This is a genomic window from Leifsonia sp. McL0607 (assembly GCF_049993355.1).
GTDB lineage: Bacteria > Actinomycetota > Actinomycetes > Actinomycetales > Microbacteriaceae > Leifsonia.
On sequence record NZ_CP188253.1, the window covers coordinates 2,208,178 to 2,221,070 of the forward strand.

A 12,893-nucleotide genomic window follows, 5' to 3' on the forward strand; every position below is an offset into this window, starting at 1 on the left:
ACCCTCGAGCTCGGTCGGCGGGTTCTCTGGCGTCAGGCGGACTCCCGGACGACGACGCGCGAGCCCCAGGCGGGCTCGGGGAGGGGGTGACCAAGGAGACGCTCGACGCCGACTGAGCGGTGGCTCGAACGGACGGACGAGGGCGTGCCAGCTCTCGACCACCTCTCGGAGTTGAGCGACGAGGTCATCCCGCTCGAGAAGGGCGACTTCCTGCTCGCCAGGCTCAGTCGTGCACAGCTGCGACTGTTCCGGCTCCGCCGTCGACCGTGACGATTTGTCCGCTGTGAAGCCGTGTCGTTGCGTCACCGGTGCCGACGACGGCGGGGATGCCGTATTCGCGGGCGATGAGGGATGCGTGGGCAGCGAGGGTGCCGCCGTCGGTGACGATTGCAGCCGCTCGGGAGAAGAGAGGGGTCCAAGCGGGGGCGGTGGCCTTGGCCACGAGGATGTCTCCCGGTTGGAAGTCATCGAAGTCGTCGAGCCCGGAGACGATCCGGACTGGGCCAGTGGCTCGTCCGCCGCTGGCGGGATGTCCGACAATCGCGGTTTCGGGCACGGCGGAGTCGCTCCTGGCTCGGCTCACCGCACGTGCGATCGGATCTCCAATCAGGCGCGGCGGGGTGCCCAGTGTGAGGGGAGCGTTCAGGTGGCGTTGCGACTCCCACCTGGTGCGGCGGTGGTGGGCGTGGTCGCGGTGATCGGCGGTCGGGTCGCGAAGCTCGTCGAGCTCGAGGAAATAGACGTCTTCTGGGCTCTCGATCGCGTGAGCATGCGCGAGTTCGCGACCCAGGCGCTGCGCGCATCGGCGTAGCAAGGGCCATCCGAGTGTGAGGTCGCGGGTCTGTTGCTCCCGGAGGATCGCATATCGCTGGGCGACCTCGAGGAGTGCGTCGAAGTCGACTCGGAGGCGGGGTTGGTCGTCGAGCACCCGTCGGGCAGCGGCTTCGACCGCGGTTCGGGTCTCTGTAAGCGCGTCGAATCGTGTGCGATCTCCGGTCGTTCTCGGCAAAGGTGGAGGCTGATCCATCAAGCGTTCGCCCGCCGTCGGAAAATACCAGTCCAGGGAGTAGACCGCGTGAGCGGGAGGGGCGCTGTCAATGCGGGTGAGCCCGCGCAGAAGCACTTGCGCGCCCGCTTCACCGGCCGCAGTCCCGCTCAGTCGTGATGCCAGGTGGGCTGCCCAGAACTTGCTGAGCGCGCCTTCCATCTTCCAAGCAGACCCCCCGACGACCGCGAGCGACCAGAGATACTGGCCTGCGATCGAACAGATGCGATCGACGAGTCTCTCAGCGTCGGTCGTCGTCATGGGTGCTTCTGCCGATTCCACGAACGTCCGATATGCCGGGAGGATCTGCTCGCGCCATTCGATCTCCATGTTGTGCAGCACAGCGTGGTCCGCCGCAGGAGGGTTGCTCGAGACGCGAGCGAGCACGTTGTAGAGAAACCACGGTCCCTGCCCGCGGCTGTCGACCAGCACGCGCCAGAGCGTTCGCGGTGATGGCGTCGGGGTCGCGTTGTAGTACCAGCCGTTCACGGTGGCATAGCGGAACGGTACTCGCACGCGCGCTGAGGCCCACATTCCGTCGAGGTAGCCGGCTTCGAGGCGCGGGACGATCCATTGGGCGAACAGCGGAGTCATCGCTTCGGGAAGCCATTCTCCGATGCGGAAGTTCCTGGACCAGAGGCCTGGGCCCGGGGGTGTCCAGTCGACAGGTTCGGGGAGTGCTGTCATCGGCCGGGCTTGGATGAGGAACAGATCGCGCTCGCTGTCGATGGCCCACTCGATGTCTTGTGGCGAGCCGAAAACCACCTCCATCTGATGCGCGAGCTCTGCCACTGAAATCGCTTCGGCGGGTGCGAGGACATCGTGGTTCTGTTCGCGGTGTGCCGTTTCACCCTTCACGACCCAGTGCTCGCCGGTCGCTTCGCCGGAGACCAGGGGTTCAGCGAGGCCGTGCACCGCGCTGATGACTGCCTCAGCCCGGGTTCCCGTCAATGGATTCGCAGAGAATGCGACTCCCGCTGCGATCGGTGCGACCATGCTTTGAACGAGAACCGCCATGTGCGATTGTGACGCACTGGATCGTCGCGATTCGTAGGCGGCAATGCGCTCAGTCCGCGACGAGGCGAAGATGCTCCGAATCGCCTTCGGGAGGTCGGCCAGCTCCACGTTGAGCCGTGTCTCGTACAGGCCGGCATAAGACGCGTCGGCGAGGTCTTCGGCCGACGCGGATGAGCGCACGGCGAACCGGTCGGTTGCGAGGCGGGCAGCGGCTGCAGCGACAACCTCATCGAACTGCTCTCCCAGTGCCGCAATGGCCGTGTCGGTGACGACGAAGCCGGGCGGAACCCGGAAGCCGGCGGACGCGGCTGTCGCGAGGTTGGCCGCCTTGCTTCCCCACAGCGCCCGGTGAGTCGTGGAGTCCGACAGTTCGGGAAGCGTTCGTGATACGTCCATGGGAACCCCGCCAATAGGTAGCAACACTACATGTAGTGCTGCTACTATAAGTCTCAGTGGGGCGAAAAGCCAGACGTGCTTCGGCGCCCCATCGCTGTGGCGGAAGTGGTGGTTGTCGTGAGATCAGAAGCTCTGAAGGGGCATCTGGATGGGCTCCTCCTCGCTGTGCTCGAGGGCGGTCCACGGCACGGGTACGCCATCATCGAGGCCTTGCGCGCGGGCAGCGGAGGTACCTTCGACTTGCCGACAGGCACGGTCTATCCGGCACTCCATCGACTCGAACGTGCCGGCCTTGTCGGCAGCCACTGGCACGTCATCGGCGGCCGGCGGCGACGCGAATACGAACTCACCTCATCGGGTCGGCGGGCTCTCAACGACGAACGTGCCAGCTGGGCCGAGTTCGCGGGGGCCGTCACGGCTCTGCTCCGAGGGAGTCAGTGGCCGGAGGCCGCGTCGTGAGCCGGATTCCTGACGCCCGATTAGGACTGCCCCAGCCGAACGACGCCATCGAGGACTACATGGCAGAGCTGAACTCCTACCTCCGTGGACCCGCTCGGCTCAGGGCGCGAGTGGCCGAGGAGATCGCCGTCGACCTCGAATCCGCAGTGCGAGAGTTCAGGAGGCACGGCCTGGGTGCACCCGAAGCCGCGAGGGCAGCTGTGGCCGAGTTGGGGTCGGCGAAGTCGGTTGCGGCAGGGTTTGTCGACGAGCTCGCCATCGCCGAAGCCCGCGCAGTGCTGCGGTGGCTCCTCGCCACCGGGCCGTTGGTGGGCCTCTGGTGGTTGCTGTTGCTGGCGCCAGCCGGATGGGTGTCGCACCCTGGTGAACTGCTGACCGCGATCCCCATCCTGCCCGTCGTGGCCATCGCCGTCGCAGCCGGGCTTCTGGTTCTCGCTACGACAGGATCGCTGATTCGGTGGCTTCCCGAGACGTCATCCCGACGCGCCGTCTCTGCGGCGGTCCTGGTCGGCCTCGTCTGCATCGCCGGCGACCTGCTCGTGCTCACCACCCTGACCGTTCGACTCGCAACGGGATCGGGCAGCTCGTTCACAGCCGGCCTCGTCGTCGTGGCGGTCACCGCAAGCCTGATTCGTCTGCCGTCGGCGATCTGGGCGACGTCGCGCTGCCTTCGTACGCGACATCTCCTCAGTACGCCCTTGGTCCTGACGCGCTGAGTTGCACGAGGCGGATCCATCCGCGGCGGCGCGTTCACTACCGCACACCCAGAAGAGTCGCTCTTCGCCGATCGATTCAGAGCTTGAAGAATTGGCGGAGAATGGGGGATTCGAACCCCCGAGGGCTTGCACCCAACACGCTTTCCAAGCGTGCGCCATAGGCCACTAGGCGAATTCTCCTGGGTTGCCACCCCCTTGCGGGCGACGGCTCACAATATCTTAGCGGACGCCGGAGGTCCCGTCGTGCACGGCCTCCCAGCGGGAGCCGCTACACTGGTTGGCGGCTCCCCACGTGGCGCCATCCAGGCCAACTCCCCCAGGGCGGAAACGCAGCAAGGGTAACCAGGCTCTGGCGGGTGCGTGGGGGGTCTTTTTTCGTGTTCAGGTTCCCGTTCAGGGCGCCGCGTAGAGTGTCAGCACAGCAGCTGTCCAACACCCTCCATACTGTTCTCCGCTTTGTAGAATGACACTCCGACGAGTCGAGGTGCGCGAATGACCGAGCAGGTATCCGTCGAGCACGGGATCGCCGAACTGGCGTCCGAAGCGTATGTCGTCGGCTTCCCGCTCGTGTTAGACCTGGACCAGGTCGAGAGGTTCACCCGGGAGGGACTGGGCGCGGTGCCGGCGACGCCGTTCAACGTGTTCGGGCACGCGCGCACCCTCGCCGGCCCGGAGACCGAGTTCGTGTCGATCAACAACGACACGGTGTACTCCGTCGCGCAGCTCGACCTGAGCGTCGGGCCGATCCTGCTCGACGTCCCCGCAGTCGGCGACCGGTACTACGTGCTGCAGTTCGTCGACGCCTGGACCGACAACTTCGCCTACGTCGGCACGCGCGCCACCGGCTCGGAGGCGGGCTCGTTCCTGCTCGTGCCTCCGTGGTGGGAGGGCGACGGGAGTGACGGGAGCGACGAGAGCGACGAGAGCGGTGTTCCGGAGGGCGCGACCGTCATCCGGTTCCCGACCCGCATCGGCACGATCGTCGGCCGCTGGGCGGTCGCGGGCGAGGACGACCTCCCCGCCGTACACGCCCTCCAGGATGCGCTGACGCTGACCCAGACCCGCGAGTCGTTCGCCCCGCCCGCCGGCGTCCCGTCGGTCGAGCCGGGGCCGAGAGAGGCGCTCACCTTCTTCGAACGGATGCGGGTGTGGTCGCAGGAGTTCCCGCCGGCCGAGCACGACGGGCGAACGCTCGCGACGTACGAGCCGATCGGGCTCACCGGCCCGACGCCGGTCGCCGAACTGTCCGAGGAGGTCCGCGAGGCGCTGGAGGAGGGCTACGCCGTCGGCAAGCAGGCGCTGGAGTCCGCCCTGCACACCGCGATCCCGCTGGTCGACGGCTGGCAGGTCGACCTCCACGTCTTCGACTACAACATCGACTTCTTCGAGGTGGGAGCTCTCGACAGCCCCGCTTGGCAGCTGGCCGACCCCGCGACCCGCTACGCGCACCGTGCCGCCGCGGCGCTCGGCGGGCTCTGGGGCAACCACGGGTACGAGGCCGCCTACTTCCCGACCTACGTGGACGCCGATGGGGAGGCGCTCAGCGGGGAGAACGAATACCGTCTCCGCCTGCATCCCACCCCGCCGGTGGGCGCCTTCTGGTCGATCACGATGTACGACCTCCCGCACTACTACCTGGTCGACAACCCGATCGGGCGCTACTCGCTGGGCGACCGCACGCCGGGGATCGTGTACGACGACGACGGCGGACTGACCATCACGATGAGCGCCGCCCGCCCGGCCGATGCGAAGGCCGCGGCCAACTGGCTTCCCGCACCGCGTGGCCCGTTCCGGCCGCTGCTGCGGCTGTACGCGCCGGGGCCCTCCGTGCTCGACGGCAGCTATCGGATCTCGCCCATCGAGAGAGTGCCCGACGAGAGGGCCCCGGGCCCCGAGGACGATTACACACCGCCGACCGACGAGGAGACCCGCTGACCGTGGCCCGTTCGCTCTACATCACCTCCGCGGAGGGGCACACCGGCAAGTCGACCGTCGCCCTCGGCGTGCTCGAGTCACTGCGGCACTCCGTCGGCCGCGTCGCCGTGTTCCGGCCGATCGCCCGCTCGGCGGTGGAACGCGACTACGTGCTGGAACTGCTGCTCGACCGGGTGAGCGCCGACTTCACCTACGAGCAGGCCATCGGTGTCACGTACGATGACGTCCACGCCGACGCCGACGCCGCCCTCGGCGAGATCGTCCGGCGGTTCCGGGCGGTGGAGGCGCGCAGCGACGCGGTCGTGATCCTCGGCTCCGACTACACCGACGTCGGCAGCCCGACCGAGCTGGGTTACAACGCCCGGATCGCCGCGAATCTCGGCGCACCTGTGCTGCTGGTGCTGGGAGGTCGCATCGGCCAGGGCTTCGGCGAGCGACTCGGCCAGGCCGATCCGCGCTCGCCGGAGGAGCTGCGGCAGCTGGCCGAGCTCGCCCTCGCCGAGCTGCGCCAGGAGCACGCGAGCGTGGTCGCGGTCATCGCGAACCGGGCCGACTCCGAGCAGCTCGACCAGATCGTGCAAGCGGTCGGCGAGGCGGTCGTGGGCGCCGGCCCAGCGGTCGCGTCCGGGCCGGAGCGGCCTCCGGTGTGGGCGATCCCGGAGGACGCCTTCCTGGTCGCGCCCAGCATCCGCTCGATCATGGAGGTCACGGGAGCGACTCTCATCTCGGGCGACGAGGAGCTGCTCGCGCGCGAGGCGCTCGGGGTCGTCGTGGCCGGCATGTCCATGGACAACGTCCTCCCGCGTCTCGTGGAGGGCGCGGTGGTCGTGGTGCCGGGCGACCGCACGGAGGTGCTGCTGGCCGTTCTGATGGCGAACGCGTCCGGCACCTTCCCCTCGATCGCCGGCATCGTGCTCAACGGCGGGTTCGACCTCCCGGAGCCGATCGAGCGCCTGCTCGCCGGGCTGCGGTCGCCGCTGCCGATCATGCGCACCGCCCTCGACACCTACGAGACGGTCGTACGCATCACGCACGCCCGCGGGCGGCTGGCCGCCGACTCGCAGCGCAAGTACGACACCGCGCTGTCGCTCTTCGAGCGCTTCGTCGACGCTGACCGACTGCTGGCGCTGCTCGACGTGTCGCGGCACCAGGTCGTGACGCCGCTCATGTTCGAGTACGACCTCATCGAGCGCGCCCGCGCAGCCGACAAGCACATCGTGCTGCCGGAGGGCGAGGACGACCGCATCCTGCGCGCCGCGGCGACGCTGCTGTCGCGCGGGGTCGTCCGGCTCACGATTCTCGGCGAGCCGTTCGAGGTGCGCTCCCGCGCGATCGAGCTCGGTCTCGACCTCAGCAACGCGGAGGTGCTGAGTCCCTTCGACGACGTGCTGCGGCTGCGCTTCGCGAACGAGTATGCGACGCTGCGCGCCCACAAGGGCATCACCGTCGACCAGGCGGCCGACACCGTCTCCGACGCCTCCTACTTCGGCACGATGATGGTGCACCTGGGCCTCGCCGACGGGATGGTCTCGGGGGCGGCGCACACGACAGCGCACACCGTCCGGCCGGCGTTCGAGATCATCAAGACGCGTCCTGGCGTGTCCGTTGTCTCGAGCGTGTTCCTGATGGCGCTGGCAGACCGGGTGCTCGTCTACGGCGACTGCGCGGTCGTCCCCGACCCGACGGCCGAGCAGCTGGCCGACATCGCCGTCTCGTCCGCGCGGACGGCCGAGCAGTTCGGGATCGAGCCGCGTGTGGCGATGCTGTCGTACTCGACGGGCGACTCGGGAGCGGGAGCGGACGTCGACAAGGTGCGCACGGCGACAGAGCTGGTGCGCGAGCGCGAGCCACAGCTCGCCGTGGCCGGCCCGATCCAGTACGACGCGGCTGCCGATGTCGCCGTCGGCGCCGCCAAGATGCCGGGCTCGGAGGTCGCCGGCCGGGCGACGGTGTTCATCTTCCCCGACCTCAACACCGGCAACAACACCTACAAGGCGGTGCAGCGCAGCGCCGGCGCCGTCGCGATCGGACCGGTGCTGCAGGGCCTCCGCAAACCGATCAACGACCTGTCGCGCGGCGCGACGGTCGACGACATCGTCGACACTGTCGCGATCACGGCGATTCAGGCGGCGCTCTCATGAGCGCGGTGCTCGTGGTCAACAGCGGCTCGTCGTCGCTCAAGTACCAGCTGATCGACGCCGGGAGTGAGGAGGCGCTGGCCTCCGGGCTGTTCGAGCGCATCGGCGAGCCCTCCGGGCGCATCCGCCACACGGGGCCGCGCGGCAGGTGGGAGACCACGCTCGCCATCCCGGACCACACGGCGGCGTTCAGGGTGATGCTCGAGGCGTTCGAAGCGGAGGGTCCGAGCCTCGACGAGAACCCGCTCGCCGCGGTCGGGCACCGCGTGGTGCACGGCGGCAAGCGCTTCTTCGAGCCGACGATCGTGACCCCGCTGGTCGAGATCAACATCGCCGACCTCGCCGACCTCGCGCCGCTGCACAACCCCGCCAACCTGCAGGGCATCCGGGCGGCGAAGGAGGCCTTCCCCGACGTCCAGCACGTCGCCGTCTTCGACACGGCCTTCCATCAGACCCTCGCGCCAGAGGCGTACACGTACGCGATCGATGCGGCACTCGCCGACAAGCACCGGGTGCGCCGCTACGGCTTCCACGGCACGTCCCACAAGTACGTGTCCGGCGCGGCAGCCGAGTTCCTCGGCCGTCCGCTCGGCGAGCTGAAGCAGATCATCCTCCACCTCGGCAATGGCGCGTCCGCGTGCGCGGTCGACGGCGGCCGGTCGGTCGACACCTCGATGGGCATGACACCGCTCGAAGGACTCGTGATGGGCACCCGCTCCGGCGATCTCGACCCGGCGGTGCTCGTGCACCTGGCGCGCCGCGCGGGCCTCGGGATCGACGACCTCGACGAGCTGCTCAACCGGCGCAGCGGGCTGCTCGGGCTCTCCGGGCACGGCGACATGCGCGACGTCCGGCACGCCGCGGAGTCGGGGGACGCCGCCGCACGCCTGGCGCTCGACACGACCGTGCACCGGCTCAAGCACTACATCGGCGCCTACACGGCACTGCTCGGCGGCCTCGACGTGCTGACCTTCACCGCCGGCATCGGCGAGAACGACTGGAGGCTGCGCGCTGAGGTGTGCAGGGGCCTGGAGGCGCTGGGCATCCGGCTCGACCCCGGGCGCAACGCCGCCGGCTCGAGCGACGCCAGACGCATCTGCGCCGACGACTCCCGCGTGACCGTGCTCGTCGTGCCCACCGACGAGGAGCTCGAGATCGCCCGCCAGTGCCTGCAGGCGGTCGGCGCGGGCTGAGCGGGCAGGTGCGGCATGGCGCGGCGCGGCGAAGAGGCCGGGCGGGTCGGACGGACCACCCGGGTGGCGGCGCTGCGCGCCGCGGTGGCGACGGCCGTCGTCGCGGGTCTCGCCCTGGCAGCTGCGCTGAGCGGATGCGCGACCGTCGAAGGCCAGGTCGGGCCTCGATTCGTCACGCCGCCGTTGATCCGGTTCAGCTCGGTGCTCTGGCCGGTACCGCTCCAGCTGGTCGGGGCGCAGCCCGGCACCCGGCTGCGGATCACGGCCTCCCTCACCTCGGCGCGTGGCACGTGGACGTCGGGCGCCACCTACGACGTCGGCGGCGACGGGACGATCGATTTCGCACGTGACCGCCCGCAGCTCGCCCCGTTCGTGCAGCCGGACTCCGCCGGGTTGTTCTGGTCGCTGCGGGGTCCGTCGCTCGGCCCGGCCGACCTCGCCCAGCAGTGGATGCGCGACACCAGCCCGGTGACGTTGACCGCGGCCGACGGGAATCGTGTGGTCGCGCGCCGCACGTTCCGGCTTCAGGGGCTCGCCGCGACCTCCCGGGCCGACACCGTCTACACGCACGACCTGGCGCCGGAGAACGTCGGCAGCCAGCCGCCTCCCCACGAGACGCACGAGGACGAGCCGGTCGGCACCTTCTGGAGCGCCGCGTCGATCGAGCGGCCGACCGGGCCTGCGGTGCTGATGTTCGACGATCCGTCTCCCGGGGCGTCGTCGGCGTTCACGGCTCCGGTGCTCTCGCAGTTCGGCGCGTCGGTGTTCGTCATCCCGATCAGCTCGTCGGACGGCGTGCACGTCTCGACCGTGATCGACAGCGGCACGGTCTCGGCGGTACTCGACTGGCTCGATCATCGGACCGGCGTCGACCCCCGGCACATCTTCGTCTACGGAACCGGAGCGGCCGAGCAGCTGGCGGTCTGGGCGGCCACGACGTTCCCGAGGCGGCTGCACGGCCTGTTCGGCGGAGGCGGGGCGTCATCGCTGCTGTGCCTCGCCGGGTCGAGCGCGTCACCCGTCTTCGCGGGGAGCGTCGGATTGCCGTGCGAGCGCGAGCCAGGGCCGGTGACCGCGCCTCCCTCGCTCCAGGAGGTCGCCGGACCCGTCGTCCTGAGCTGCGGCCGCGACGACGTGGTGTTTCCGCGCGCCTGCGGCGACCTCCGTGCGCTCGCGCGCACCCGGACGCCGCGCGCCGGCGACGAGTTGCTCATCCAGGCGCGAGCCGCCCACGCCGTGACGGTTCCGCCTGGGCTCCCGATCGCGCTGCCGATCGGAGGCGATGCCTCCGGAGCCGACGCGCAGTCGACCCAGGGAGCACGCATCGCATTCTGGGACGCCGTGGGACAGCAACTGCTGCGGGCGGTGCTCTCGTGATCGGGAGGGCGCGCTCACGGAGGCGGGCGCGGGCGACGGTCGTCGTGCTCGCGGCGGCTGCGGCGCTCTCCGGCTGCGTGACCGCCCCGGCCGGCGGCGCGCAGATCGTCGTCGCGCGCTTCGGCAACGGGACGGCCGACCCCGTCGTCGTCTCGGTGACCGGTCTGCGGCCGGGGCAGGACGTCGTCCTCACCGCCACGGCGTCGACCCTGGCAGGGGAGTGGCATTCGCGAGCGCTGTACGCGGTTCCCCCGACCGGCATGGTCGACACGTCCTCCCAGCAGCCGATCACCGCGCCCTACGTGCGCCCCGACGCCGGAGCGCTGCTCTGGAGCATGAGCGGTCCTCCCGTGAGTCAGACCCAACTGGAGCGCGCGTGGGCCGAGGGTCCCGTGCGCATCGCGCTGACCGCCCAGCAGCAGGGGGTGCAGGTGGCGACGACGCATGTGCAGCGCTTGCCGCTCGCGGCGCAGAGCGCCGAGCGCGACGTGAGCGTCGCCGATCTGACGCGGGGTGACGGGGCAGCGGGCGACGCCGTTCCGCCCGCGAACGGGCCGGGCCTCCGGGTGGGCACCCTCTACACGCCGCTGCCGACGCTCGTCCATCCGCGCCCGGGCGTGCTGCTGATCGATGGCGACGACGGCGCAGCGGCCGGCGCTTTCGCCGCGCGCAGGATCGCGGCCATCGGCTTCCCCGTGCTGACGTTGCCGGCTTTCGGCCCCGAGGGTCAGCTCCCGGGGTCGGCCGCGCTTTCGGTGCAGACCTTCGACGCCGCCCGCGCCTGGTTGGCCCGGCGTCCCGGGGTGGATCCCGACCGCATCGTCGTCTACGGCACAGGCCCTGCGGCACCGCTCGCACTCTGGTTCGCGACGAACGAGCCTGCCCTGGTGTACGGCGCGATCGCCGCCAGCGGCCCCACCGCCGAGCTGTGCGCGTCAGCGGCGGGCGCGCCGTCGCTGCTCGACGAAGGACGGCCCGTCCCGTGCGCCGACCCGGACCGGGCGATCGCCGACACGCCGATTCTGGCGCTCGATCGCATCCCCGGGCCTCTGCTGCTCGCCTGCGGCACCGCCGACGAACTGCTGCCGAGCGCGTGCGATTGGATCAGTGCGGGCGCCGCGGCACGCGGGTCCCGCGCTGCGGGCGACACGTTCTTCGCCGACGGCTCGGCGGACGAGCTGAGCGCGCCTCCGCTGATTCCCGTCGGTCTGAGCGACCTGCCTCCCCAGACCGCGCAGGCAACCGAGGACGCCCGCGTGGCATTCTGGTCGCGGGTGACCGCCCTGCTGGAGGGAGCGATCGGGCCATGAACACTGCGCGGGTCCGCACTGTGCGTCGCCGCATGCTCGCGGCGCTGGCCGGCGTCGCGTTCGCGGCGGTCGCGCTGGCGGGCTGCGGCGCGCAGCCCGGCGCAGCGGGCCCGCGCTTCCAGCTCAGCGCGAACCCCAGCCCGGTCTGGCGGCCGGTCGGCATCCGGATCGTGTCCCTGCCTCCTGGACAGCAGGTCACCATTCACGCAGCGCTGCGCCCCAGCGGCCTCTGGACCTCGCAGGCCGTCTACGCGGTGCCGGCCGACGGCGTGGTCGACCTGGCCAGGGACGCCCCGCTGGAGGCCCCGTTCACCGGGGCCGACGGGATGGGGCTGTTCTGGACCATGCGGAGCGCGACGGGCGAGGCGCCCGCCTCCGACGTCACGTGGGGCGGCTCCGACGTCGCCTGGGGCGGCGCGTCGTACTCCGTCGACCTCCAAGCCTCGGTCGGTGGCCGACCGGTCGCCGAGACGCGCGTGCAGCGCACCGGCCTCAGCGTGGCGGCGCCCGCACGTGCCGTCTTCGACGACGGGATCACGGGCGACTACTTCCAGTCCACCAGCTCGGCGGAGGGCGTACGGCCGGGCATCATCGTCTTCGACGGCACCGACCCTGGCGAGCAGACCGGGGTGCTCACCTCGGCGACGCTGGCGGCGCTCGGCTTCCCGACCCTCGACCTATCGACCTACGGTTCGGCCGGGCAGCTCGACCCGCTCCGCAGCCTCCCTGCCGAGCGGTTCCTCTCCGCGTTGAGCTGGCTGCGGTCGCAGCCCGGCGTGGACGACCAGCGCATCTTCACGTTCGGCACGTCGCGCGGCGCGCAGCTCGCGCTCTGGGCGGCCGCCGCGTATCCCGGGACGGTGTACGGGGCGATCGCGCCGGGAGGCACGACCGGTCTGATCTGCCCGTCCCCTGTGCCCAGCCCCGCGGTGACGGTCGACGGAGCCTGGGTGCCCTGCACGACGGGCACGCACGATCCTGCGCCTGCGGCCGTGCTCGACATCGAGCGCATCCCTGGGCCGGTGGTGCTCGGCTGCGCCGGACGCGACGAGGAGCTCGCCAACGGGTGCGCGTGGCTCGACGCCGCGGCGCGCAAGCGTCCGCAGCGCGAGGGTGACGCCTACCTGCGCGCGCCGGACGCGACGCACCTGTTCTACCTGCCGCCCTACACACCGCTGCTGCTGCCGAAGGCGCCGGCCGCGCAGCCCACCGAGCGGGCCAGGGAGGCCCTGTGGGCGGACATCCTCACCGCGCTCACGGCGCCGTCATCGGTCCCGGGACGCTGAGGCCGAATGTCGGCGGCGGCA

The 12,893-nt window shown here is 70.7% G+C and carries 9 protein-coding genes, 1 tRNA gene and 1 other RNA gene; 9 read left to right on the forward strand and 2 right to left on the reverse strand.

Annotated elements, in window-relative coordinates; all coding sequences use genetic code 11:
- Positions 1–223 precede the first annotated feature (223 nt).
- Positions 224–2,458 carry a PEP/pyruvate-binding domain-containing protein gene (locus ACPPVW_RS10705; protein WP_426623110.1) on the reverse strand — a complete coding sequence of 745 codons (2,235 nt, stop codon included), beginning with the start codon at positions 2,456–2,458 and terminating at the stop codon, positions 224–226.
- A 117-nt stretch (positions 2,459–2,575) separates the two neighbouring features.
- Here ACPPVW_RS10705 and ACPPVW_RS10710 point away from each other — a divergent pair, with 117 nt between their 5' ends.
- Positions 2,576–2,917, forward strand: coding sequence for a PadR family transcriptional regulator (locus ACPPVW_RS10710; RefSeq protein WP_426623111.1), 342 nt, complete (start codon positions 2,576–2,578; stop codon positions 2,915–2,917).
- The gene (locus tag ACPPVW_RS10715; RefSeq protein WP_426623112.1) at positions 2,914–3,633 is read left to right on the forward strand and encodes a permease prefix domain 1-containing protein; all 720 of its coding nucleotides are present in this window, start codon (positions 2,914–2,916) and stop codon (positions 3,631–3,633) included. The genes ACPPVW_RS10710 and ACPPVW_RS10715 overlap by 4 nt, the downstream gene beginning before the upstream one ends.
- A 92-nt stretch (positions 3,634–3,725) precedes the next feature.
- Here ACPPVW_RS10715 and ACPPVW_RS10720 read toward each other — a convergent pair.
- Positions 3,726–3,813 (reverse strand) — tRNA-Ser (locus tag ACPPVW_RS10720).
- A 99-nt stretch (positions 3,814–3,912) separates the two neighbouring features.
- On the opposite strand from ACPPVW_RS10720, the gene ffs reads away from it, so the two are divergent.
- The 7 genes from ffs to ACPPVW_RS10755 all read left to right on the forward strand — a co-directional run bounded on the left by ffs (position 3,913) and on the right by ACPPVW_RS10755 (position 12,872).
- Positions 3,913–4,009: signal recognition particle sRNA small type (gene ffs / locus ACPPVW_RS10725), an RNA gene on the forward strand.
- Positions 4,010–4,125: 116 nt separating this feature from the next.
- A complete protein-coding gene (locus ACPPVW_RS10730; protein WP_426623113.1) occupies positions 4,126–5,568 on the forward strand; it encodes a DUF1254 domain-containing protein in 1,443 nt (480 codons plus the stop codon).
- 2 nt (positions 5,569–5,570) lie between these two features.
- Positions 5,571–7,709, forward strand: coding sequence for a phosphate acetyltransferase (gene pta / locus ACPPVW_RS10735; RefSeq protein ID WP_426623114.1), 2,139 nt, complete (start codon positions 5,571–5,573; stop codon positions 7,707–7,709).
- A complete protein-coding gene (locus ACPPVW_RS10740) occupies positions 7,706–8,899 on the forward strand; it encodes an acetate/propionate family kinase (protein ID WP_426623115.1) in 1,194 nt (397 codons plus the stop codon). The genes pta and ACPPVW_RS10740 overlap by 4 nt, the downstream gene beginning before the upstream one ends.
- A gap of 15 nt (positions 8,900–8,914) precedes the next feature.
- Positions 8,915–10,276: an acyl-CoA thioesterase/BAAT N-terminal domain-containing protein gene (locus ACPPVW_RS10745; RefSeq protein ID WP_426623116.1), complete on the forward strand. Its 1,362-nt coding sequence runs from the start codon at positions 8,915–8,917 to the stop codon at positions 10,274–10,276.
- A complete protein-coding gene (locus tag ACPPVW_RS10750; RefSeq protein WP_426623117.1) occupies positions 10,273–11,586 on the forward strand; it encodes an acyl-CoA thioesterase/BAAT N-terminal domain-containing protein in 1,314 nt (437 codons plus the stop codon). The genes ACPPVW_RS10745 and ACPPVW_RS10750 overlap by 4 nt, the downstream gene beginning before the upstream one ends.
- Positions 11,583–12,872 (forward strand): acyl-CoA thioesterase/BAAT N-terminal domain-containing protein, encoded by a 1,290-nt coding sequence (locus tag ACPPVW_RS10755; protein WP_426623118.1) that lies wholly within the window; start codon positions 11,583–11,585, stop codon positions 12,870–12,872. The genes ACPPVW_RS10750 and ACPPVW_RS10755 overlap by 4 nt, the downstream gene beginning before the upstream one ends.
- Positions 12,873–12,893: the final 21 nt, after the last annotated feature.

Excerpts from the sequence above, each read along its gene's own strand:
- ACPPVW_RS10705 (WP_426623110.1), bottom strand. The coding sequence starts at position 2,458 with ATGGACGTATCACGAACGCTTCCCGAACTGTCGGACTCCACGACTCAC.
- ACPPVW_RS10730 (WP_426623113.1), top strand. The coding sequence starts at position 4,126 with ATGACCGAGCAGGTATCCGTCGAGCACGGGATCGCCGAACTGGCGTCC.
- ACPPVW_RS10740 (WP_426623115.1), top strand. The coding sequence starts at position 7,706 with ATGAGCGCGGTGCTCGTGGTCAACAGCGGCTCGTCGTCGCTCAAGTAC.
- ACPPVW_RS10745 (WP_426623116.1), top strand. The coding sequence starts at position 8,915 with ATGGCGCGGCGCGGCGAAGAGGCCGGGCGGGTCGGACGGACCACCCGG.
- ACPPVW_RS10755 (WP_426623118.1), top strand. The coding sequence starts at position 11,583 with ATGAACACTGCGCGGGTCCGCACTGTGCGTCGCCGCATGCTCGCGGCG.